General features: G+C 54.8%; 14 protein-coding genes and 2 tRNA genes. 11 read left to right on the top strand and 5 right to left on the bottom strand.

Going from position 1 to position 24,879, the window contains the following annotated elements; genetic code table 11:
- The first annotated feature begins 235 nt into the window (after positions 1 to 235).
- The 3 genes from U8U01_RS13675 (at position 236) to U8U01_RS13665 (ending at position 4,147) form a co-directional block, all read left to right on the top strand.
- Entirely contained in the window at positions 236 to 1,126 is an 891-nt protein-coding gene (locus tag U8U01_RS13675; RefSeq protein WP_322175261.1) for a hypothetical protein, read from the top strand.
- Between the two features lie 78 nt (positions 1,127 to 1,204).
- The gene (locus U8U01_RS13670; RefSeq protein ID WP_322175259.1) at positions 1,205 to 1,867 is read left to right on the top strand and encodes a hypothetical protein; all 663 of its coding nucleotides are present in this window, start codon (positions 1,205 to 1,207) and stop codon (positions 1,865 to 1,867) included.
- 9 nt (positions 1,868 to 1,876) lie between these two features.
- Positions 1,877 to 4,147, top strand: a complete 2,271-nt coding sequence (locus U8U01_RS13665; protein ID WP_322175256.1) for an AAA family ATPase — start codon at positions 1,877 to 1,879, stop codon at positions 4,145 to 4,147.
- Positions 4,148 to 4,222: 75 nt separating this feature from the next.
- On the opposite strand, the gene U8U01_RS13660 is transcribed toward U8U01_RS13665, so the two are convergent.
- A complete protein-coding gene (locus U8U01_RS13660) occupies positions 4,223 to 4,531 on the bottom strand; it encodes a helix-turn-helix domain-containing protein (protein WP_322175254.1) in 309 nt (102 codons plus the stop codon).
- Positions 4,532 to 4,646: 115 nt separating this feature from the next.
- On the opposite strand from U8U01_RS13660, the gene U8U01_RS13655 reads away from it, so the two are divergent.
- The 4 genes from U8U01_RS13655 to U8U01_RS13640 all read left to right on the top strand — a co-directional run bounded on the left by U8U01_RS13655 (position 4,647) and on the right by U8U01_RS13640 (position 11,585).
- Positions 4,647 to 5,132 (top strand): SLOG family protein, encoded by a 486-nt coding sequence (locus U8U01_RS13655; protein WP_322175251.1) that lies wholly within the window; start codon positions 4,647 to 4,649, stop codon positions 5,130 to 5,132.
- Positions 5,133 to 5,247: 115 nt separating this feature from the next.
- Positions 5,248 to 7,215 (top strand): Eco57I restriction-modification methylase domain-containing protein, encoded by a 1,968-nt coding sequence (locus U8U01_RS13650; protein WP_322175248.1) that lies wholly within the window; start codon positions 5,248 to 5,250, stop codon positions 7,213 to 7,215.
- Positions 7,215 to 10,568 carry a DEAD/DEAH box helicase family protein gene (locus U8U01_RS13645; RefSeq protein ID WP_322175245.1) on the top strand — a complete coding sequence of 1,118 codons (3,354 nt, stop codon included), beginning with the start codon at positions 7,215 to 7,217 and terminating at the stop codon, positions 10,566 to 10,568. The genes U8U01_RS13650 and U8U01_RS13645 overlap by 1 nt, the downstream gene beginning before the upstream one ends.
- 30 nt (positions 10,569 to 10,598) lie before the next feature.
- A complete protein-coding gene (locus U8U01_RS13640) occupies positions 10,599 to 11,585 on the top strand; it encodes a restriction endonuclease (protein ID WP_322175243.1) in 987 nt (328 codons plus the stop codon).
- 296 nt (positions 11,586 to 11,881) lie between these two features.
- Here the strand turns inward: U8U01_RS13640 and U8U01_RS13635 are convergent.
- Together U8U01_RS13635 and U8U01_RS13630 are read right to left on the bottom strand one after the other, a co-directional pair.
- A tRNA-Pro gene (locus U8U01_RS13635) sits at positions 11,882 to 11,958 on the bottom strand.
- Between the two features lie 79 nt (positions 11,959 to 12,037).
- Positions 12,038 to 12,111 (bottom strand) — tRNA-Gln (locus U8U01_RS13630).
- Positions 12,112 to 12,496: 385 nt separating this feature from the next.
- Between U8U01_RS13630 and U8U01_RS13625 the strand changes: the two genes are divergently transcribed.
- Both U8U01_RS13625 and U8U01_RS13620 read left to right on the top strand, forming a co-directional pair.
- Positions 12,497 to 17,467 carry a M60 family metallopeptidase gene (locus U8U01_RS13625; RefSeq protein ID WP_322175240.1) on the top strand — a complete coding sequence of 1,657 codons (4,971 nt, stop codon included), beginning with the start codon at positions 12,497 to 12,499 and terminating at the stop codon, positions 17,465 to 17,467.
- Positions 17,468 to 17,485: 18 nt separating this feature from the next.
- Entirely contained in the window at positions 17,486 to 18,505 is a 1,020-nt protein-coding gene (locus U8U01_RS13620) for an S-layer homology domain-containing protein (protein WP_322175237.1), read from the top strand.
- A gap of 136 nt (positions 18,506 to 18,641) precedes the next feature.
- Here the strand turns inward: U8U01_RS13620 and U8U01_RS13615 are convergent, their stop codons facing one another.
- Positions 18,642 to 20,333: a flagellin N-terminal helical domain-containing protein gene (locus U8U01_RS13615; protein WP_322175236.1), complete on the bottom strand. Its 1,692-nt coding sequence runs from the start codon at positions 20,331 to 20,333 to the stop codon at positions 18,642 to 18,644.
- A 537-nt stretch (positions 20,334 to 20,870) separates the two neighbouring features.
- Here U8U01_RS13615 and U8U01_RS13610 point away from each other — a divergent pair.
- Entirely contained in the window at positions 20,871 to 22,283 is a 1,413-nt protein-coding gene (locus U8U01_RS13610) for a TldD/PmbA family protein (protein ID WP_322175233.1), read from the top strand.
- Positions 22,284 to 22,295: 12 nt separating this feature from the next.
- On the top strand, positions 22,296 to 23,576 hold the full coding sequence (locus tag U8U01_RS13605) for a metallopeptidase TldD-related protein (protein ID WP_322175230.1): 1,281 nt from the start codon (positions 22,296 to 22,298) through the stop codon (positions 23,574 to 23,576).
- A 95-nt stretch (positions 23,577 to 23,671) separates the two neighbouring features.
- Here the strand turns inward: U8U01_RS13605 and U8U01_RS13600 are convergent, their stop codons facing one another.
- Positions 23,672 to 24,619: a glycerophosphodiester phosphodiesterase family protein gene (locus U8U01_RS13600; RefSeq protein ID WP_322175228.1), complete on the bottom strand. Its 948-nt coding sequence runs from the start codon at positions 24,617 to 24,619 to the stop codon at positions 23,672 to 23,674.
- Between the last annotated feature and the right edge of the window lie 260 nt (positions 24,620 to 24,879).

Raw genomic sequence — 24,879 nt, 5'->3', positions numbered from 1 at the left:
GTTCGATGTCCCCGCGGTAGGGGGAGCAGATAAAAACTTGCTGCATATCGGTTATCCTTTCGAGTCATTCGGGTGCATCCCGTGGTGTTGATGGTTGCTGCCGCCACCCGGTCGGGCGGTGGCTGTTTGAGTGGCCAACTCATGACAGGGAACTTATCGTAGATACCGTTTCTGTCAATACCTGCGCGAAGTTACTTTTGTGGATAACGTTACTTTTTGAGTGGGAGGCAGAAACGTGGAAAATAAAAAAATCCCGTATCTCTGCGGAGGAACTCTCTTTTTCCTGCTTGTGCAGACGAAAAAGCCGAGAACCAACGCAAGGGAACGGGAAAAAGGGGTAAAAGATCATTTATCAGACCCTGAAATGATGGAGGGACTGATACAAGCAATCACCGGAAACTATACCTGTGTCCAAGGAGGTAGCCTAAAAAAGAACACTTCTCAGTTTCGTGAATGCCAAATTGATGGCAGTGTGTGCATTCCATTCAATGATAACGCCACTTCCAATAGTTATGACTACGATGTAGTAAACAATTACGATAGCGCACTTCAGCGGATGCTGAAATTTACAGATAACTTTCTCGATCCCTCAAAGGCAGCATGGCTTGTACGGGTACTGCTTGATGTAATAGAACATGATGCAGGGGATGACGTTCAATTCTATACACAGCAAAATGGCGTGCCTCTTTCAAAACCAGATTTACTGGGAACAACACATTTTGAATTTCAATCCTTTTTGATAGGCATAGTACATTACATCTTGATGAACCGCTCTGATAATATATCTGGACAAGCTACGCTGGAAACGTGGGGGAGCAAAGAAAGTGGTCATGAACGAAAACTGGGGAACGATTTTTTGTTAGGTTCTTCCCGGAAGATAAATGTTGATTGGTATACCCCAATTGATAAGAAAACAATTGCTGAAGAGTCAGAAACTGATGATGGTCAAGAAGATGAATCAGAATATGCCAAGATAGAGGTTGTGGACGAATGTTCTGATAAAGGAGAACAGGAAGCAAAAATTATAAACCAGTCTGTGCTTATTAATAACGGTAGTGGCGTCCAGATAGGTGTCAATTACGGAACGATTAACCTATCACCACGGCAAAACACAAGGGATGATTGATGGTGATAGAAAATACACTATAGTTTTGCCCGAAATTGATTGCATATGGCGAACATGATATTCACAAGGAAGTGTCTAATGGATAAAAATCAGATGATTCCGTCGGAAATCACATCTGCGATAGCCCAGGCCGCAAATCCAAACATATTGGTGAACCAAGGAGATGGCATTCAAATTTTGCAAAATCATGGTCCGATTAATATTAACGTGAGCGGTCCCGAACTAATCGGACTATTATCCATGCTCGGAGCCAAACCAGCAGATAATCCAGTGACGCACGCTATGGAATGGGCATCCCTCAGCAGAACACATTACTGTCTCTTTGTGTTGGAAAATGAGGAATATAAAGACGGCGTGTTCTCCATAGCCAAAGATCGCGCTTTGCAGAAGTACACACCCAAAGATGTCCGAGATAAATACCGAATACTGAATCCGGCAAATATGGATGAACTCAGAACTATGCCCTGTATATTCACCAAGCGAAATATGTATTACAAAAGAACAGAGCCTCACCATCCGGCTCTTGTGGGAAGAATATCTAACGCTGTGCCGCAGGGTGAGGTTATAAAAATATATTTCAGCGGATTTCAGGCGTTTTCCCAGCAGATATTAAACCAAAATACGGCACTGTTACATATGGCATCCGCACCCCTGCGGAATGAGCTTGATGTAGAACACTGGGCAATCAAGCAATGTAATTTGATAGATGCCTTTGTAGCGATGAATATTGAGATTAAGTAGGAGGACGTCATGACAGAAAAAGTGTCTGCCCTGATTGGCAAAGTAACAGTAAATTCGCCTGTTTTTCAAAATGAGGTTTTTTCTCCCACTCTGATAAATTACTTTTTTGGGAAGAACGGAACAGGTAAATCCACGATTGCTAAATTGATTGGTAAGCCGGAAACCACAGAATGGAGTCCCGGAATTTTTCTTGAAGATTACGAACTTCAGGTGTATAATGAGGAGTTCATTCAGGAAAACATACAGAGTTATGGAAACATTCCTGGCGTATTTACCATAACAAAGCAAAACGCCACCGTTAAAGCAACGATAGATAAAAAGTCTGCCGATTTAAAAAATCTGTCTGATAATAGAACTGCAATAGGCAGAAAGATTACAGAAAACAATAATCAATTGGAGAACATACTCAATACCCTTGTGTCTGCTCTTTGGGGAAAAAGCGAAGCCACAAGAAAAATGTATCCTGCAACACAGACAGGATTTACTACAAATAAAAAGAAATTTGTCGCCGAACTTATGAAGCACAAACCCGGCTCGGTTGACGAAGATGCGGTTAAGGAGCTGTATGCTTTAGCATATGGTGAAGGCGGCAGGCACTATGAGGAATTGAAGTCTGTGTCTGCTTCAACGATTCCATCGACCTTACTTTTGGGAAAGACGATAGTAAGCAGCAGCCACACGACCTTTTCTGATTTTTTAAATGCGTTGAATGCCACAGCGTGGGTCAATCAGGGACACCGGGAGTACCAACACGCTGCGGGCAAAAAATGCCCTTACTGCCAACAAGACCTCCCAGACAGCTTTGAGGACGACCTTGCTTCCTGCTTTGATGAACAGTATAAGAAGGAAATGGCGCAACTGCAGGAGTTTATCCAGGCTTATAGGGCTGCTTTGAACGACATTTATTCTGTTCTGAATGGAAATGCAAAAAGCAACTTTGCCTGCGATCAACTTGCGGCATATACCACAGAATTTGAACTCTTCATGGAGAAAGCAAAGGCGAATGTAGCGCAACTCGAAAAGAAATGGAATGACCCGACCCTGGTTGTAGAGCTGGATGATCTCTCCACCTATCTACATGATTTGAATGAGCTGGCAGAACAAATCAATCAGAAAATCCGGCAAAATAACGCTATCCTTGCGAACATACCAACAAAGCAGAAAGAATGCGCCAACATGGTATGGACACTGATGGCAACTATCTGTCAAGCAGACATCGCTGTTTACCAAAGCGAGAATGATCGAATAAGGGCTGAGATTTTAAGGCTTCAGGGCGAACAGGAAAAAGCAGAAACCGATATCGGAACGCTCAATGACGAAATCGCGCAGTTGAACAAACAGACAGTAAACACATCTGCCGCCAAGGACAGTATCAACGCTCTCATAAAATCGTCCGGTTTTCAAGGTTTCTCTCTGAGGGAAAAGCCGGGAGCGCAGTATGTCTATCAACTCGTCAGGGAAGACGGAACAATTGCAAAAGGCTTGAGTGAGGGTGAGCGTCATTTTATAGCGTTCCTGTATTTTTACCATATGGTCATGGGAAGTCAGTCTGACGAAGGCAAAATGAAAGATAAAATTGTCGTGATTGACGATCCAGTCTCCAGCATGGATAGTAGCGCTCTCTTTACTGTCGCCTCTCTCGTCCGGGAAATGATAGCTGTATGCTATAACAACTATGAGCTGACCGAAGAAGAAAACGTAGATGACCATATCAGGCAGATTTTCTGTCTGACACACAATCCGTTCTTCTTCAAAGAGATCGTCTATAACCGCATAGCTGCATATGAATGTGTCTCCGTTTACGAAATCAAAAAGCAGGCAAACAATCGCTCTGTTGTCGAAAAATGTGAACAAGACAGTCCCCGCGTAGGCGATGGCAAGATCAACCGCAATCCCGTTGTAAATACCTATGAGGCGCTGTGGAGAGAGTACAGAACATCGGAAGACCCGGTAGCGCTTATGAATGTCTCCAGACGGATTCTGGAATACTACTTCCTTCAGATGTGTGGGTATTCTAATGGCAATATACGAAGTGACTTAATGGAAACACACCGTTCTGCTTTTGAAACCCGTCTTCCTGATGGAACAGTCGATCATACGAGATATGATATTGTTGATGCTATGGTTTCTGTGCTGGACGTTGGGGCGCTCTCATTTAATGATGGTTTATACTTTGATGCATCATCTGTTGATCCCTCACTGTTAAAGGACGCATTCAGGCAAGTGTTTGATGTTTTGAACCAAATGCAGCATTACAAGATGATGATGCAGGAAAATTGATAGCCTCTCAAATAGTATGTTTTCGTCTTTCATTTTGTAATAAAAAACAGGAAGTCCGAATGGACTTCCTGTTTTTTACTTTGTATTCATGGCCCGGAGCATCTGTAGTGCTGCCTGCTTCTGCTCCGGGGTGAGCGACACCCAATTATCGAACAACTCTTTCAGTTCTGGGGTCAGCTCGACCATATCTTGTTCCGCAAAGAACTGTGCCAGCGAAATACCAAAGGCCGCACACACGGCCTCTAAGGTAGAAATAGAGGGAACAGTATTCCGCTTGAAGATGTTTGCAAGGGTTGATTCGGAAAGGCCGCTCTCCTTTGCCAACCGATAAGCTGTCCATCCCCGTTCAGACATTAACTGCCGCAGTTTGGAATGTGTGTCCATGATGCCACCTCCCTTGACAATATTTTACCGTTCACTTAAATAGCTTTATACAGTTGACTCGTACGGAAAATACCGTTATATTAAACTGTATCAACCATTGCAGGAGGGCGGTAAAATGACGGAGCAGGAACTGCGGCAGCATCGGTGTTGCTTCACTGGCCACAGGCCGGAAAAATTGGATAAGCCAGAGGCCGATGTGATTGAGGGACTAAAAAAAGAAATCCATACAGCTACTGCTGACGGATTTCGAACATTCATATCTGGAATGGCGCGAGGAGTCGATCTCTGGGCGGCAGAGATCGTGCTGGCCCTGCGGGACGAGGGGGCGGCGATCCGGCTCATCTGCGCAAGTCCATATCAGGGTTTCGAGAACCGCTGGAGCCGGGAATGGCAGGAGCGGTATCGCCGGGTGATGGAACAGGCCGACCTGGTGCGGTTTATCTGCCCCGGTTACAGCCGTGATTGCTTCCAGCGGCGAAACGAGTGGATGATAGACCACTCGGCGCGGGTTATTGCGGCCTATAACGGCCAGTCGGGTGGAACGAGGAACACAGTGGAGTACGCCAAACGATGTGGTGTGCCGCTGGTGGTCCTCAAATAAAATTCTCTGGAAGGTCAAAAGCGGATTGCTTTTAGTGGAAGAATCCGTTAAAATATAATCTGGATAGTTGTGTAATTGCGCGTTTCATAATGTTAAGGCCGAAGGGAGGAACAGTGTGGTTATCAACATTCAAGACGACCTTCTCAAAATCCACAAGCTGGGCCTTCTGGACAAGCTGTTGATCGATAAGACCACAAAAAAGAACATCATGTGGGCGACCAACGCCTATTGCTCCCTTGGGGCAAGGTACGAGCGGAACGAGCCTATCACCCCGGATTTGATCACAGGCCCCAATGCCAGTGTCATCAAGACCCGCGCCCGGAAAGCGATGGAGCAGCAGTCGGAACGGACTCGCCAGCACGCGGAGGTGTTCACCCCGCTTTGGATCTGCCGGAAGATGAACGATTACGCAGACGAGGTATGGTTCGGCTCCGGTGGGGTGTTCTTCTGCGAGGGCAGGCCGACGCCAGTGGTGGTTTTCCCGCCGAAGAAGGATTGGAAAAAATATGTGGATTCCAAGCGCCTGGAAATCACCTGCGGCGAGGCCCCCTATCTGGTCAGCCGTTATGATGTGGAGACGGGCGAGATGATCCCCATCCCCAAGCGCGTTGGCCTGCTGGACCGAAAGCTGCGCGTGGTCAATGAGAACGCGCAGGACGAGGCGGAATGGCTGGAGTGGGCTGTCCGGGCGTTCCAGGTGACCTATGGGTTTGAGTTTCAGGGGGACAATGTGCTGATCGCCCGCGTCAATCTCCTCATGACTTTCGAGGAGTATTTGCAGGCCCGCTGGGAGCGGGAGCCAACAGAGGCGGAGCGGGAGAAGCTCATCAACATCATTGCCTGGAACATTTGGCAGATGGACGGCCTGTCGGGGGCCATCCCCTATGGGACGGCGGAGGAAGAATTTCAACAGATGGACCTCTTTGGTATGTTCACCCCTGCGCCGGACGCCAACGAGGAGAACCGCCAGCCGAATTGCCGCATCTTTAACTGGCGTGGTGATCGGAGCATGGAATACCTGTCATTGAAACGAAAGGGGGATCGCGCTATGAAATTTGACTTTATCATTGGAAACCCGCCGTATCAAGATGATACAATTGGAGATAACAAAACATTTGCCCCTCCCATTTATCACTTGTTTCTTGACGCTGCATACAAAGTTGCTGATGGTGTTGAGATGATACATCCTGCGCGTTTCCTGTTTAATGCAGGAACCACGCCAAAGCAATGGAATCGGCAAATGCTTGAGGACCCCCATCTTAAAGTTTTGTATTACGAACAAGACAGTAGCAAAGTATTCAGCAATACTGTGATAAAAGGCGGTATCGCCATCACCTATCATGATATTCATAAAGATTACGGCGCAATTGGGACATTTACAGCCTATCCAGAGCTGAACTCAATTATCAAAAAAGTTCGTCAACGCCCAGACTTTTTACCATTTAGCGATACAGCAGTTACCAGTTATGCCTATCATTTTACGGAGAAGATGCACGAAGATTTCCCCGAAGCTGCTGGTCAACTCAGCACTGGACACGCCTACGATTTGAAAACAAATGTGTTTGATCGGCTCCCACAGATATTTCACGATGTTGCCCCGCAAGACGGTACAACTTACATTAGAGTACTCGGACGCACGAATAATGAGCGTGTGTTCAAATATGTTCGTGAGGACTACATTAACAAGGTCAGTAATCTTGCGAAGTATAAGATTTTTTTGCCAGCGGCAAGCGGAAATGGTGTTCTCGGCGAGACGCTGACATCTCCAATTGTCTGCGAACCGTATGTAGGGTCAACTGAGTCGTTTATGAGCATTGGTGCGTTTGATACAAAAGACGAGGCAAATGCTGCATTAAAATATATAAAGACAAAATTTGTAAGGATTTTGCTTGGCGTTTTGAAGGTAACCCAGCATATAACGCCTGAGAAGTGGGCATATATTCCAATCCAGGATTATACGATTGAGTCCGATATCGACTGGTCAAAATCTGTCCATGAAATTGACCAACAGCTATATGCTAAGTACGGTTTGGATGATTTAGAAATCAAGTTCGTAGAAAACCAGGCAAAGGAGATGGAATGATGGAAACCGCGAAAATCAAATCCTTCTCCCGCGTGGTTCCGATGATCTACGCCTACAACACCCCCGGCATCGTCTACCATGACGGCTGGACAAAAATCGGCTACACCGAAAAGCAGACCGTGGCCCAGCGCATCAAGCAGCAGACCCACACCGCCGACATCCAGTATGTGCTGGCGTGGCAGGACAACGCCATGTTCAAGGACGGCTCCGGCGAGTATTTCACTGACCACGACTTTCACTCCTTTCTGGAGTCGGAGGCCGGGGTGGAGCGCACTCCGGGGACGGAGTGGTTCAAGGTGGATGGGCCGACCTCCCAGGGATATTTCAATGCCTTCTCCCGCCGTGAAACGCTGGGGAAGAATGCGGAAAAACTCACCTATGCCCTCCGCAAAGAGCAGCAGGAGGCCGTTGCCATGACGCAGGCGTATTTCCAGCGCGGCGGCGAGGAGTTCCTCTGGAACGCCAAGCCCCGGTTTGGCAAGACGCTGACTGCCTATGACCTCATCCGGCAGATGGGCTTTTCCAAGGTGCTGATTGTCACCAACCGCCCCAGCATTGCCAACTCCTGGGCCGATGATTTCATGAAGTTCATCGGTTGGCGGGGCGAATACAGTTTTGTTTCCGACACAGACGCGCTGAGGGACAAGCCCGGTGTTCTGACGCGGGAGGAATTTGTTTCCCGTGGACTCAGGGACCCCGATGCTCCCCATAAAATGATTGCCTTTGAATCACTGCAAGGGCTGAAAGGCTCCATGTACTTCGGCGGCGAGTACGATAAGCTGAAGTGGATGGCAAAAAAGTACAGGGACGAGTTCGGCAAGGAGCAAGCAGGGATGGAGTTTGACCTGCTGATCGTGGATGAGGCCCAGGAGGGCGTGGACACTGAGAAAACAGACCGCGCTTTCCGCAATATCGGGCGCAGGCACACGCTGTATCTCTCCGGCACACCCTTCAAAGCCCTGGCCAGTGAGCGATTCTCCAAAGAGCAGATTTTCAACTGGTCCTATGCGGACGAACAGGAGGCCAAGGAGAACTGGAGCGGAGAAGATAACAATCCCTATGAGCCGCTGCCCCGGCTGGCTATGTTTACTTATCAGCTCTCCGGCATGATCCGGGAGCGCATCGAGCGGGGCTTGGACCTTTCGGACGAGGAAGGGACGGTAGATTACGCCTTTGACCTCAACGAGTTTTTCGCTACGAACGAGAGTGGAAAGTTCATCCACGAGGATGAGATCAAGAAGTTCCTCCATGCGCTGACCACCCAGGAGAAGTATCCGTTCTCCACCCTGGAGCTGCGGCAGGAGCTTTGCCATACCATGTGGTATCTGAACCGCGTGGCCAGCGCGAAGGCCCTGGAAAAACTGCTGCGGGACGATCCCGTATTCAGCGAGTACAAGGTCGTTCTTGCCGCCGGTGATGGCCGTGTCGATGACGATGATGCCCAGGCCGCAAAAGCCTTTGACCAGGTAAAAGCGGCCATTGCGCAGTACGACAAAACGATCACCCTGACCGTGGGTCAGCTCACTGTGGGTGTGACCATCCCGGAGTGGAGCGGCGTCCTCATGCTCTGCAATATGAAAAGCCCCTCGTCCTATATGCAGGCGGCGTTCCGGGCGCAGAATCCCTGCATCGTCACCAGAGACGGACAGCGGTTCCGAAAAGATACCGCCTATGTCTTTGATTTTGACCCGGCCCGGACGCTCATCATCTTTGACGAGTTTGCCAACAATCTCTCCGCCGACACCGTGGGCGGACGCGGCACCTCCGATGACCGGAAGGAGAACATCCGGCGGCTCTTAAATTTCTTCCCAGTATTGGGCGAGGACGATGAAGGCCGGATGACTGAGCTGGACGCTGCCGCAGTTCTCTCCATTCCGCGCCGCCTCAAGAGCCAAGAAGTTGTACGCCGGGGTTTCATGTCGAATTTCCTGTTTCGGAATATCAGCAATGTGTTCGGCGCTCCGGCCATCGTCCGGGAAATTGTGGAGAAGCTCACCCCTGCCCATGAGGAGGGAAAGCGGACTGATCCGCAGAAACTGGACGGCATGGATACTGTGTCCGTGGATGAGAACGGCGAGGTGGAAATCCCGACCGAGATCGTTGTCGGCAAGACCCAGGGGTTGTTCGGAGAGAAACTGTACGAGGATATCTCCCATGATGTACAGGAGCAGGTGGAGGCCGTTGCCGAAAGTAATGATGTTGCCTCTGTGGGTACACAGGTCAAAAACCTTGCCGGGGCAATCAAGGACAGCTTGAAGGAGAAGGTCCTTGCCCCTGTGGTGGAAACCTACGGCATGAACAAGGGGGCGCAGGCCCGCCTTGAGCGCCAGGTGGAGCGGGACATCGACCGCGCGTTTGAGCAAATCCAAGGTGACTACGAGCAGCAGGCGAGGATCGCCCAGGCTGAGTTGGAGCGTAAGCAGCAGGAGGCCGAAACCGAGCAGGAGGTCGCCCAAGCTGAATCCGCGTTCAAGGCCAGCATGGATTCCGCGATGCAAGCCTTTATGGAAACGGTCCAGGAAACCGTTCAAAGGACGATTGAGGAAAAGCCGAAGGAAGTAATCGAGCAGATGGAGCGGCACAAGGCCGAGCAGGAAAAGCGCACTGTTGAGGAGGAGGTTCGCGCCCATCTGCGTGGTTTCTCCCGGACGATTCCCAGCTTTATCATGGCCTATGGCGATGGGGACCTCACTCTCGCGAACTTCGATGATTACACCGAGGACGATGTATTTTTGGAGGTCACCGGCATCACCGAGGATGATTTTCGTTTCCTCCGGGACGGCGGCGAGTATCAGGACCCCGAAACCGGGGAGACCACATGGTTTGAGGGCCACCTGTTCGATGAGGTCGTTTTCAATGACTCCGTGGAGGAGTTTTGGAAAAAGAAACAGCAGCTTGTAGATTACTTCGATGAGTCGCAGGAGGAGGATATTTTCGATTACATTCCTCCACAGAAAACAAATCAAATCTTTACCCCCAAGTGGGTAGTTTCCATGATGGTAGACCAGCTTGAGGAGAACAATCCCGGCTGTTTTGACGACCCCACAAAGAAATTTGCGGATCTCTACATGAAGTCCGGGCTTTACATCACCGAAATTGTCAAACGGCTTTACCGGAGCGAGGGCCTAAAAGCTACATATCCCGATGAACGGGAGCGTATCCGCCATATCCTCCAGGAGCAGGTCTTTGGCATGGCTCCGACACGCATCATCTATTTGATTGCCACGAACTATATCCTCGGCTTTGATGAGGAACTGAAACACAGCATCCATAACTTCGTAGAGGCGGATGCAGCAGAGGCATCCAAGCTGGGAACCCTGGATGCTTTGGTTGAGCAGCATTTCGGACAATAGGCTGGCCTATTGCTGAAGGAGGGCAGGATCATGAACGAAACAGAGAGAAGGATATGGGGTATCCATACGCAGGATGACTCCCTATTTTTGAAAGACAACACCATAACCATTGGATGGGGCGCTTTTGGCGACCTCACAGATATGGAGAATGACCGCGAGGCATTCAAGAAAAAATATGCCGAAGTGTATCCGCAGGACAAGAAAGGAGCCATTGCTCTGGCAGCGGGGATGCTTTATCGATTCCGCTATGAGGTGCAGATTGGGGACTATGTGGTGTTTCCATCGAAAAGCAACCGCGAGATAAACATTGGAATTGTTGAGGGAGAGTATCAGTACGAGGCTTCGGCGCAGGAATATGTCAATCGGCGCAAGGTAAAGTGGCTGAAACATTTGCCCAGAACCGTCTTTTCACAAGGTGCCTTGTACGAATCGGGATCGGCAATGTCACTTTTCACCATCAAAAACTATGCGGATGAGTTTTTGGCATCTCTGGATACCGGATTCAAGAAGACGGCAATGGAGGATGAGGACGAAAGCGTAGGCGCCACAGCCGAGGAGATCAAACAAAGCACCAAGGACTTCATACTGAAGGAACTTAGCCGGAATTTGAAGGGCTATGCTTTGGAGAGTTTCGTGGCTGACCTGTTGGATGCAATGGGATATCGCACAGAGCTTTCACCACAGGGCGGCGACAGCGGCATTGACATAACTGCGTACAAAGATGAGCTTCCCCCTCGGATTTTGGTTCAGGTAAAGAGCCAGGACGGAGACATTCGGGAGACCACGATTCAATCGCTGAAGGGGGCCATGCGTGAGGGCGACTACGGATTGTTCATATCATTGTCAGGCTACACAAAAAACGCGAGAAAGTATCTGGACAGCACCCCCATTATCAGAGGAATTGACGGGGATGAGCTTGTAACGCTGGTTCTCAAGTATTATGAGAATCTTAGTCCCAAGTACAAAAAGGTCATTCCTCTGGAGCGAGTTTATATTCCCGTTCCTGTGGACGAATGAGTGCCGCCGAATCCGCCAATGAGAATGATTTAACGCCTGCTCAAAAATTTAACGGGTTTTCTGGCTTTCTCCACCTGCAACCCCAAAAATCTAACGCCTTATGCAAAGTTTCAACACATACAAGCGTCCAGAATCCAGAGAAAAGCAAAAAAGCACCGCTACAGGCCGGAGATTGTTCTGGCCCACAGCGGTGCTTTTTCTGAAAATGTACGAAAATCGGTTAAAAATACCCGTTTCGGCATAAAAGTAGGGACGGAAATCTTGATACTCATTGTATCAAAATCTCCGTCCCTACATGGTCGAGGTGACAGGATTCGAACCTGCGGCTTCTACGTCCCGAACGTAGCGCTCTACCAAGCTGAGCCACACCTCGAAAGAGGCCGCCTCGGGTGGGGGGGGGTGAGGCGGCTAAAAAGCTCGGACTCGGAACGCATAGCTCCAAGTCCGAGCCGTGGCAGCGGTACCAGGATTTGAACCCAGACAAACAGAGTCAGAGTCTGCTGTGCTACCATTACACAATACCGCTATCTATAATTACCAAGCAATTTGCCAGTAAACATCACATACTGTCAACTGCTGGGCACGTTGTATATTATACCAATTTTTCGAAAAAAGTCAAGGGGTATTTCAAAATTTTTTCGCGGAAATTTTCCGGCGCCCCTACCCCTGGGAAACCCTGCGTGGATTGACATAATTTGCCGGTTCCCCCTTGCGTTCCCATCTATCCAAATGGTATAATGAACATGGCGCAAGCCTTGCTATAGCCATAGGATTTTTTAGCCCGTGTACCGGCATTTGGCATAGGGCATACCAAATGCTTAACGCTTGCAGATCCTAGCCATCAGGCCCAGCGGCTATGCATCCCTTGCGCCGGCCAACATAATACACTTCACAAAGGATGGTTCAAAATCATGAAGATTTCCACCCGCATACTCTCCGGCCTGCTAAGCGTTTTGCTAACGCTGACTTTGCTGCTGCCTGCCGCACCCGCAGCCAGCGCCGCGCCGGAGGACAGCACGCCGCCGCGGGGCTCGCTGACCGCCGCCTTGCGGCTGGACTACCCCCAGCCCCTGGAGGCCCTGCAAGCCCATGAGGTTACGGCGGCCCTTTACCAAAACGGCGAGCCCCTGGGCGAAGTGCCCTTGTGGCAGCCCGGCGAGGCCCAGATGGGCAGCTACGCCGCTACCCTTGCCGCTAAGGATGCCGACGGCGGCGAAACCACAGGGGACTGGCCCAAATACCTGGAACTGGCTGTATCCGGGCTGCCCCAGGGTTCCTATGACCTGGTGTTCTCCGGGCTGGGCTACCAGGGTTTTGTGCAGCCCCTTACCATTGAGGACTGCGATCTCTATGTGGCCCTGGGCACCGGCGACGGCACCTTTGCCCTGGGCGACCTGAATGCCGACAGCCAGATAGATGCCGAAGACCGGGAACTTATGTCCCAGCACCTGGCCTCTACCGAAGAGGCTGACCTGGCTATGTATGATTTGAACGGCGACGGAAAAATCGACATAGTGGATCTGGGCTATGTCAATGACAATCTGGGTCTTACCGGCGAGGCTTTTATGGCCGAGGGCGCTATGCTGGCCCCTCCTGTCGACCCGGAAGGGATCTCGCAGGACCTGGCCGCCGCAGGCACCACCGTTACAGAGGGGGAATTGGCCTCCCTGTTTACCGCCGGCGGCCAGGGGGCTACGCTGGCAGGGCCCGGTACCGAACTGGCGCTGCCTATCCCCTTCTCCCAGCCGGTAGAGCTGCGCCAGGTTGCCATTACCTCCCCGGAACTGGGGGGCGTAGAAACGGGCAGCGTAACCGTAGAGTATGAGGACGGCACCACCGAGGAACTGCCCATTGACGCTGCCATACCTGCCGGCGTGTATGCCATTAGCCGTACCCCAGGCACCCGCACCATCACCATTGATCTGGGCCAACGGGTGCCGGTGAAAAAGATCACCGTGCGGGTGGAAAAGACAGAGGACGGCACGGTTTCCGTAGAGTCTGTCCAGTTCCTTAAGGACATTATCCCGGAGAACCCTGCCGCCGTCAACCGGCTGGTCAACGGCCTGGCTGCCGAGGCTGGCAGCGGGGAAGTTACCCTGCGCTGGCGGGAACTGCCCAACGTTACCGGCTACCGGGTGGCCTACTGGCTCGACGGCAACCAGGGCGCTGCCAAAACGCTTGAGGTAGACCGGCCCTTTGCCACTGTAACCGGGCTGGAAAACCTGAAAACCTACTGGTTCCAGGTAACACCCATCGCCCAGGGCTGGGAGGGCTCCCCCTGTGAGGCGGTTTCCGCCACGCCCCAGCCTGCCCAAAAGCCCGATGCCCCGGATATGGTTTCCATCGGCGAACTGGACGGGGCCCTAACCGTCAGTTGGAAAGCCTCAAAGGGGGCCACCTACTATGAGGTCTACTATAAAAAGAAGGATGCCGCCGGGCAATACCAGCAGGCAGGCGGCATGATAAAGGGCACCAGCACCCGCATTAGCGGGCTGGTAAACGGCACTACCTATAGCGTTTATGTGGTCGCGGGCAATGAGATCGGCTCCAGCGGCCCCTCCCGCATTTCCGAGGGCACCCCGAAAGCGGTAGACTATGATACCCCCCAGGGCCTCCCCACCGCCAGCCTGCTGGGCCCGGATAAGATCAAGGATATCCGGCTGGCATGGCCCAACAACTATGCTGCCGGGGAGTATACCGCGGACGCGCCCTTTACCCCCCAAAACCTCATTGACGGCGACTACCGCACCCACTGGACCGCCGCCAACTGGCACGGCAACGAACACGTGATCACTACCTTTACTGAGCCTGTAGACCTGCAAGCCGTGCTGTGGGCCCCCCGGCTGGACGGGAATTACCCCAGTTGGCTGCGTGCTTACAGCATACAGGTGTGGTACGAGGGGGATGACCTAAGCCAGAACGGCCGGCTGATTGTGCCGGATCCCCGGCGGGGCGGTGTGGACAACAACACCGACACAGGCAACAACGGCGGCTATGTACAGACCTGGCCCAACATCCCCAACCGCGGGCTGATCCCCACCACAAAGTTTGCGGTGCTCCCCTTGGGGCCGGCCAAAAAGGTGGTACAGATCAGCGTGGCAGTGGAGCAGGCCGGTTACAACCTGGTCAGTTGCTCAGAGCTGATGTTTATGAAATATGACCCCGCCCACTGCTTGCCCGACGAGATTGCTGCCCTGTTTGCCGACGACCTGCGCACCACCCTGCGCCCCGGGGTCGATGCCGCGCAGATTGACGCCCTGAAGGCCCGGCTGGACAGCGACGAGAAGTATTACTACCTGGATACCGCCACTTTGGCTGACGAACTGGCCCTGGCCCGTGAGTTGCTGGGCGGCTCCTCCGCCGGGGTGATCAAGGAAGGGGTACAGTCCCGCTCCGCCGGCGCAGACAGCCAGAAGTACAGCCAAGGGGGCAGCGACCTGCAACCCTTGGGGGTAACGGCCCTGGCCAATAAGGAGATCACCCTGTACGCCCAGGGTATACCCGAGGGCGGCACCCTGACCGTGTACGCCAGCCAGTTTAACGCCGAGGCCTCTGCCTGGCGCAGTTCTATGGGCACGGTAGAGAACGGCCGCAACACCCTGCTGGTGCCGAAAATCGGCAGCCAGAACACCCAGCGGGGAGGCAGCCTGTACTTTACCTATACCGGCCCCAACCCGGAGAAGGTTCGCCTGCATATACGGCGGGCCACAGCCATCCCGGTGCTGGAACTGTCCGGCTGGTACGATATGACGGAAACGGCGCGGCGCAACACCATCACCCAGTACCTGGGCGACCTGGACGCGTACCTGGCCACTGCCGGGGTCAACGAGAACAATAAAACTACCAATGTACTGAACGTCACAGAGATATCAACCCCCACCATGCTGCTCTCCCTGCCTGCCCTGGCGGTAAAGAACAGCACCGCCGCCACTGGTGACGCCCGGGTGGAGGCCCTGTTCAACTCTGTGCTGGCCTGGGAGGACCTGATGCACATCTGCAAAACCACCCAGGGCATTGACAACACCTACCATGACAACGATATGCAATCCCGCCAAAACATCCGGTGTATGCAAATGTTCTCCGGCGCGTTTATGTACGCGGCGGGCAACCACATCGGCATCGGCTACGGCTCCTGCGGAGGCATGGCCGGTGGGCGGCCCATCTCCCAACTGGCCGCCGGGGCCACGGCCAACCAGCTCTTCGGCTGGGGCATCGCCCACGAGATCGGCCATAACATGGATAAGCTGGGCCGGGCGGAGATCACCAACAATATCTATTCCCTCATGGTACAGACCTGGGACGGCAAAAACGGCACCCTCCCCTCCCGTCTGGAAACCAGCGGCAAGTACGCCAAAGCCTTTACCAAAACCGCCCAGGGCCTGCCCGGCGAGAGCAATGACGTATTCGTACAGTTGGCCATGTATTGGCAGTTGCACCTGGCCTATGACGGTGCCGCGCCCGCTGACTTCTATAACCGTTTCTTTAAGGCCTGGAAGGCCGGCACCTATACCACCGGGTTCAGCAGCCTAAGTTATGACGAAAAAATGGCCCTGACCGCTGCGGGCGTTGCCGGTAAGAACCTCACGGAGTTCTTTACCCGCTGGGGGATGCGCCTGAGCCAGCCCGTCAAAGACAAACTGGCCTCTTATCCCGCCGAGCCCCGGGCCCTGTGGTACCTAAGCGACCAGAGCCGCCGGGAGCGCTTGGCGGGCACCGGCGCCGGCTCGGTAAACCACCTGCTCAGTGCCAAACTAAAGGCGGGCAGCGTCAACCAGGTTGAAATCTCCGCTGCCACACGGGAGGCTGTGAACATCCAGGGTTACGAGATCCTCCGGGACGGCAAACCCATTGCCTTTGTAACCCCGGACCAGGTGCAGGGCTCCTTGCTCTACACCGATGAGATCGGCTCCGGCAACCACCTGGCCTTTACCTACTCGGTAAAGACCTACGACCTGCTGGGCAACTTGATTGACACCACCGGCGGGATGCAGGTACGGGTCGCTTATGACAAGACCGTGCCCGCCAGCCAGTATGACCTGAGTCTCAGCGGCACCACCGCTGTGTTTACCTTGAAAGGGGAAACCGCTGTTTCCGGCCTTAAGCTGCTGAACACTTTGCCCGGCAGCGGCAGCTTTGAGGTGTCTGTCACGGATATGGGCGGCAAAAAGATCGTAGCCCGTTCCGGCAGCTACGGGGACAGCCAGTCCGCCGACGATCCCCAGAGCTATGTGACCTACTTCAACAAGCCCGGTACAAACAGTGCCAGCGGCACCATCTGGACCTACGATGCCAAAACCGTCACCATCACCGGCCTGCCCGCGGGCATCAGCAAGGACAATATCCAACTGATCAGCTACGCCGGGGACGATATCTCCTTCCTTACCGGGGAGGGCGGCTTTGTCGGCCGGCTCTTTGCCGACTACGACTGCGGCGGGGGCAATGTGCTGAAAGCCGGTACGCTGGTCATTGCCGGTACCTACCGGGGCGACCCCTACTACTCCTCCATCCGGGTGAAAGGCAAGTTCACCGCTACCAAAACCGTGGTAGATGACCGGGGCGAGGAAACCGTGGAAACCACCGAAGAGATCCGGGATATTGACGGCGACTGCTACCTGTTCTCCCAGGTGCCGGAGGATAAAAAAGTCAGCGATATCAGCGACGGCCTGTTCCTGTTTGTGCCCAATGTACAGCGGGAGGCCGAGTTGCAGGACGCCACCCACTGCGACGGCGTGAACCTGCTGCCCAGCGAGGTAATGGCCGAACTGTACCGGGTAGATGATCCCAACGACCCGGATAGCCCCCGGCTGACCACTGCCAGCACCCTGTGGGCCCTGAGCCCCGGCGGCGAAGACCTGCCGGAGATCGTGCTCAACGAGAATTGACGTAGAAGGGAGAACATCATGAAAAAACTGCGCAATATCCTGGCGCTGCTGCTGTGCCTATGCCTGCTGTGCCCGGCCCTGCCCGCCGCCGCCTATGAGGACGCGGTGCCCACCGTGCGGTTCAGCCTGGAAAAGGACGGCTCGGTACAACTGCGGCTGACCGGGCTGGTAGAAAACACCGTGCTGCGGGGCGTACAGTTGGAGGTCACCCTACAGGGTGACTACGAGGCCAAAGACATCGCCCTGACCCCGGCGGACAGCCTGGCGTTTAGCCCGGCCTTCGCCACGCCGGTAAGTAAGGGCGGCGGCAAAACCACCGTCACCCTGTACCTGGTTTCGGCCTACGCGCTGAACACCGATACCACCGTGGCCCTGGGCAGCCTGACCGCCAAAGGCCAGGGGATATTCCCCCTCAGCGCCCGGCTGGGCCTGCTGTGTCAAGGCGATACCGAAATCAGCATGGCCGATGCACCCGTAGGGCCGGCCGCCGAGTTCCCCTTTACCGACGTGCGCGCCAGCGACTGGTTCTATGGCCCGGTGCTCTTCGCCCGGCAGCATGGGCTGATGAGCGGGGTGGAAACCACCCTGTTTGGCCCCCACACCACCACCACCCGTGGGATGATCGTCACCATACTCCACAACCTGGAGGGCAACCCGGAGCCTAGCAGCACCGGCACCTTCTCGGACGTGAACAGCAAGCTATACTACGCCGCACCCATTGAGTGGGCCAGCAGCAACGGCATTGTCAGCGGGTACGGCGGGGGCATTTTCCGGCCGGATAGGCCCATCAGCCGGCAGGAACTGGCCGCGATTCTGTACAACTACGCCAAGTACAAGGGCCGCGACGTCACCGCCACAGGTGACCTTAGCGCCTTTACCGACGGCGGCAAGGTAGCCACCTACGCCCAGGATGCCATGCGCTGGGCCGTTGGCAGCGGCATTATAAACGGCAAAGGCAACGGGCTGCTAGACCCCCTTGGGGGCGGCACCCGGGCCGAGGCCGCAACTGTGCTGAAACAGTACATTACCAGCGAGTAAGGCAAACCAGAAAAGCTCCCCTTACGGGGAGCTTTTCTGCGTGCATTTTCAGGTATTTGCGCAAAAAGAAGAGCCGGGCAAATGCCCGGCCCAACTTGTATTACACAACTTTCGTAGCTTTGAACAAAGCCTACCCTTACTGCAACAGTTGCAGCACGCCCTGGGGTACAGAGTTCGCCTGGGCCAGCATGGCCTGTGCGCTCTGGATCAGGATGTTGTTCTTGGTGTAAGCCATCATCTCGTCGGCCACGTCGGTGTCGCGGATGGTGCTCTCAGCGTCGGTGATGTTCTCGGTCATCACGCTCAGGTTGTTGGCGGTGTGGTCCAAACGGTTCTGGGTAGCGCCCAGCAGGCCGCGCACAGAGGACACCTTGTTGATAGCGTTCTTAATGGTTTCAATAGAGGTCTGCGCCCCGGTGGGGTTGCCGATGTTCACGTTGGAAACGCCCAGCGCGAAAGCGTGCATATCCTCAACGGAAACCGTCAGGCGGTTAAAGCTGTCGCCGGTGTCGCCAATCTGGAGGTCCAGGCCGGCAGCGCCGCCGGAATGGCTGGAGCCGCCCTCCAGGCCCAGCAGGCCGGCAGTCTTATCGGGCTTGCCGGTAACACCAGCCTCGCTGGCGCTAAAGCTAAAGTTTACATCCTTATTGCCATTGTAAACCACTTTCAAGCCACCACTGGGATCAGCCTCAACAGTGAAGTCCGCTTTAGTAAGGTACTTGTCATCACCAGCGGTGTAACCCATCGCGGTGTTGTATGCGCCAACAGCGTTCTGAATGCTGGTCTGCACGGCAGTTGCTACAGCATCCAGCGTATCATCTTTGGCATTGCCAGCGTAAGTTGCCTGGACGGTGGTGCCATTGATGTTCATGTTGAAGTTGCCCCCAGCAATCGCGGTGGGAAGGGTCTTTTTGGCCTCAGTCACACCGCCCACACCGGCTGTTGCAGAGAACAGAATCGTGCCTGCGCTCAGTGCAACATCAGCAACGGGAAGGCTGCTGCCCGTCCAACCAATAGAACCGGTAGCGGACTCGTTGGTGCTTTCCAGAGAGAATGTACCAGTAGTGCCGTTAACCGTCACCTTCACTTCGCCGGTCAGGCCCTGGGCCTTCATCTCATCGTTAAGCAGCTTGGTCAAGTCGTCGGCCAGGCCCTCAAAGCCTTGCGCGCTGGTATTCGACTGGTCTACATTCAGTTTATCAAAAAGTTTCTTCGCCTCGCCCTTGGTCCAGTCGATCTTCAAGGTCTGCCCGTCAACCGTAAAGGTATCAACACACGCTTTCATGTTCGCGCCAGACAAGTCAGCTTTACCGCTACCATTCGCACCGGTAATCTTGGCGGCAGAGAACTCAACGATATTCTTGCCCAGCAAAGTGGTGCCGGTAGAATTCACCGCGCCACCGGCCAGGCTGCCGTCCAGCAGCTTAATGCCGTTAAAGTTGGCGCTGTCGGCAATACGGTCAATTTCAGCGTTCAACTGGTCAACTTCGTCCTGCAGGGCCTTGCGGTCTACTTCATTGTCGTAGGTGCCGTTGGCGCTCTGGGTAGCCAGGTACTTCATGCGGCTCAGCATATCCTGAATTTCCTGCATGGCGCCCTCGGCGGTCTTTACCAGGCTGATGCCGTCCTTCACGTTCTTCTGGGCAGCGTTCAAGCCCTGCAACTGGGCGCGCATTTTCTCGGAAATAGCCAGGCCGGCAGCGTCGTCGCCCGCGCGGTTAATCTTGTAGCCGCTGGACAGTTTCTCCAGGTTCTTAGAGAGGGCGCTGGCGTTGTTGTTGTAGTTCCGGTAGCTATTCATAGCCATAATGTTGTGTTGGATACGCATAATTTTGCTCCTTCAAAATTATTTTCTTCGGTGGATCCTTCCACCTGTATGCGCCGGGCCCCGACAGCCGGCCGGACTATCCGGCCCCGCGCGGTGTATTCCATCCGGCTCGCGATGCCGGGTGAAACCCTTTTTGCAGGCCCCTCATGGGCCTTACAAAATAACTATCGGCAAATTTTCGGTAAAGTTAAGTTTTCCGGACAATAAAATTTTCCTCCCATTCCTTCGTCCTCCACCGGCAAGCGCCCCGTTTCGGAAAAGTACCCCTTGCAGGTCGCAAGTACAGCGCCCCCGCCCCAAGAGAGTGTCCAAAATGAAGAGTTTAAAAGCAAGGATCCGTGAACAAATGGTAAAAGTTTCGTCCACCTTTTCAAAGGTGGTGGGGTTTTTAGGGGCAACGCCCCTAAACCGCCGGAGGCCAAAATTTCGTCATTAACTCTTCTTTATGGACACACCCCCGCCCCAAGCCAGCCTTGACAAACCTCACCTGTTGAGGTACAATACGATCATACTAAATGCATAAAGGAGGCCATATTTGTGTTTTCTTCCATTGATTCGGCCAAGCCGGCCCTGCGGGCGCTGGTAAAGGAGCTGCGGAAGGATTACCCCTACGCCAGCGTCCTGGCCGTAGAGGATGCCGCCCGCCGCTGGAGCATCAACCGCAGCGGCGTGAATATTGATGCCAGCGGCTTTGGCGGCGGCACGGGCTTTGTGGTGCGGGTGTTCGACGGCATAGGCTGCGCCGAGTACTCCTTCAACCGCTTTGGCGAGGACCGGGTCGCGGAGATCGCCGCCACCCTGAAAGAGCGCCTGGCTGCCCAAAATGCCGCTTTGGGCGATGCCCAGCCCCTGCCCACGCCCCTCCCCGCCGATGAGCCCGCCACCCTGTGCAAGGTTTCCCCCTTCCGGGTAGACCCCCGTGCCCTGGGGGATGAGGCCATCATCACCAAGCTGCGGTCCATCCGGGAAAAAGCCCTGGCCCAGGATAGCCGCATTATGGATGCCAGCCTGGGGCTAGCCTACCGCTGCTGCCGCAAGGTTTTCCTCAGCGAAAACCGTGACCTGGACCAGACCCTGATGTGGACCACCTGCACCCTGAGTATGCTGGCTGCCCGCGGCCAGGAGATCAAAGCCAGCTACCAGCCCTTCTCCAATCTGGGCGGCGCCGAGGTGTTGGACCACGTAGAATCCGCCGTCGAGAAGGTCGCCGGCGAAACCCTGGCCCTGCTGGACAGCCAGCCCATCCCTCCCGGCGAGTACGACTGCGTCTGCGACCCCGCCACCACCGGCATGATCGTCCACGAGGCCTTCGGCCACGGGGTGGAGATGGATATGTTCGTCAAAGACCGGGCCCTGGGCAAAAGCCATGTAGGCAAGTATGTGGCCAGCGGGCTGGTCACCATGCATGACGGCAGCGCCGTAGACGAGGCCGCCACCATGTTCTTTGACGACGAGGGCACCCTTACTGGCGATACGGTGGTCATTGACAAAGGCGTGCTGAAAACCGGTATGTGCGATGCCCTCAGCGCCGCCCGGCTGGGCGTAAAGCCCACCGGCAACGGCCGCCGGGAAAGCTACGAGCGCAAGGCATACACCCGTATGACCAACACCTATTTTGAACCCGGCTCCCACAGCGTAGAGGAGATGATCGCCTCCATCGGCTACGGCTTTTTGCTGCAACAGCCCATGTCCGGCATGGAAGACCCCAAAAACTGGGGCATCCAGTGCATGGTTTCCGTGGCAAAAGAGATCAAGGACGGCAAACTCACCGGGAAGGTTTTCTCCCCCATCGTCCTAACCGGCTACGTGCCGGACCTGCTGAAATCCGTCAGCATGATGGGCTCCGGGCTGGAACTCTCCGGCTCCGGGTTCTGCGGCAAGGGTTACAAGGAATGGGTCAAGGTTTCGGACGGCGGGCCCTATATGAAAGCCCGCATCCGCTTGGGCTAAGGAGGTAATGAAATGATTGAACGCATTAAAAGCGCCCTACAGGACTGCGGCGTCAGCCTGTGGCGTATCAACGACACCACCGAGGAAACCGCCGAGTTGTTCTTTGTAAAAAAGCAACTGGACACCCGCCGCCTGAAGGATGTCCGAAAGTTCGTGGTAACGGTTTTCCGGGATGTGGAACAACCCGAAGGCCAGCCCCTGCGGGGCTTTACCAGTGTAACGCTGCTGGAGTCCATGGACGATGCCCAACTGCGGAAGGAACTGGACGGGGCCTACTACGCCGCCCAGTTTGCCACCAACCCCTACTATGACCTGCCCGCCCCGGTACAGGCCCCCCTAAAGGAAAAGGCCGGCCCGCTGGCCACATCCCCCCTGGCAGAAAGCGCGGGCAAAATGGCCCAGGCGCTGTTTGCGGCGGATGTCCAGGCCGATGCCTTTGTAAACTCGGCCGAGGTTTTTGTGGTGCACACCCGGCGGCACATCCTCTCCTCAACCGGCACGGATATCTCCTATACCGACGCCCGCACCAACGGGGAGTTTGTCGTCCAGTGCCGGGAGCCGGAGGATGTGGAGATCCACAACACCTTCTCCTATGACAGCCTGGACACCGGGGCCTTGTCCCAAAAAGTTGCCCAGGCCCTTACCTTTGTCCGGGACCGTGCCCGGGCCCAGCGCATCTTGAAAAGCGGCCGGTACGACGTGGTCCTTTGCGGCGACGCGGTAGCCACCGTGCTCTCCTATTATATGGACCGCTCCGCCGCCCACATGATCTACCCCCAATACTCCACCTGGCAGGTAGGCGACCAGGTACAGGGCGAGGGGATCACCGGTGCCCGGCTGGACCTGGATCTGTGCGCCACCGAGCCCTACAGCGAAGAGGGCGTCCCCATGGAGGACCTGCCCCTGCTGCGGGAGGGCGTGCTGAAAACCATCCATGGCAACAACCGGTTTTGCCGGTACCTGGGCCTGCGCCCCACCGGCCTGTACCGCAAGGGCCGCTGCCTGAACACCGGCAAGCCCTTTGAGGAGCTGAAGGCCGGGCCCTGCCTGTGGGCCGTCACTTTCTCCGATTTTCAGATGGATTCCATGAGCGGCCACTTTGGGGGCGAAATCCGTCTGGCCTATCTGATCGAGGACGGCAAGGCCACCCCGGTCACCGGCGGTTCCATCAACGGCAGCCTGTTCGACTGCCAGACTGCCCTACAGTTCTCCCAGGACCGCTACGAGGCGTCCCATTACAGCGGCCCTTACGGCCTGCGCATTGACCAGGTGAGCGTTGCCGGTATCGGCTAAGCCGCCCTGCCCTAAGGCAGCCACCCATCGCCGCCCCATAGCCGGGGCCGGTTTATAGCACAACAGCCAGGCAGTCACCCTGCCCGGCTGTTGTTTTACGATTGCCCGTCCCGGCTTGCCACCGTTACGCAAGGGTTCTCCCCCGGCCCCGCGGCCAGCCGCCCCTTCTCCCCCTGGCCTGCCGCCGGCAGGATATGTTCAAAGATGCACAGGCTACCCAGGCCCTTTGCCCGCTGGTACTCCTCCAGGGTGCGGATCGTCCAACTGGCCTCCTGCATCCCAAATACCGCCCTCACCGCGTGCATGGCCGGTATGTCCCTGGTTTGCAGGTGGTATGCCTCAAAATGGGGGCGGGTGTACCAGTTGGTCAATAGGTTGCGCCCACAAAAGGCCTGCCAGCGGTTAAGGCCGTCGTCGCCCTTCCTGAAACGGCCCATCAGTTGGCCCCGCACCACCTCCGGCCGGTTCACCCGGAACCACCGCACAATCCGCGGGTCAAAGGACTCCACACAGTAAGGCCCATGGTAGCCCTTCAGTTCCTCCATAACCAGCGTACACAACTGGGCCGGGTCGTTATAGCCCTTCAGTTCGATAATCAGCGGGGTACTCCCCTCCAGGGCCCCCAACACCTCCCGGAAGAGGGGGACACGCTCCTGGGTGCCAAACAGCCGGTAGCCCTTCAGCTCCTTGTAGGTCATCTCCGCTATCACCCGTTGCGACCCGCAACTGCGTTCCAGGTGGGGGTCATGGTGCACCACCACCTGCCCGTCTTTCGTCAGTTGCAAGTCAAACTCCATGCCATAGCCGGCCAGTTCCGCCAGCCGGAAAGCCTTTATCGAGTTCTCCGGCACCCCCTTTTCCAGGTCGTGCAACCCCCGGTGGGCATAGTCAAACGCCCTGAATAGCCCAAAGCCCGGCCGCCGCCACAACTGCGGCGCAATCAGCCAAAGCCATACCAGCACCGCGGCCAATGCCACCAGTACGATCACCAGCAGCACCGGTGTACCCGCCATGCCCACTGCCTGTAGTTCTTCTAAACCCATAGCGTCCTCCCGTTTTCTGGTTTTCCTCCATCATATACCAAATGGGCCGGAATTGCAAGCCCGTCGGCCGCATTTCGCCCCCTACGGGCACACCCTGCCCTTCCCGGTCCAATTTTTTGTGAGGAGCCTGGCCTACGCGTCAAACATGACATAATATTGTCATGTTCCTTCCGGTATAATAGGCCTATCCCTATCAAAAAAAGGAGTACCCCCATGAAACAAGACCATACCCTGGCCCGTGCCGCTGAGATCATCGCCCA

The organism is Acutalibacter caecimuris, from assembly GCF_034335085.1.
GTDB classification, from domain to species: Bacteria; Bacillota; Clostridia; order Oscillospirales; family Acutalibacteraceae; genus Acutalibacter; species Acutalibacter caecimuris.
This window is presented reverse-complemented; position numbering and strand designations above follow the sequence as displayed.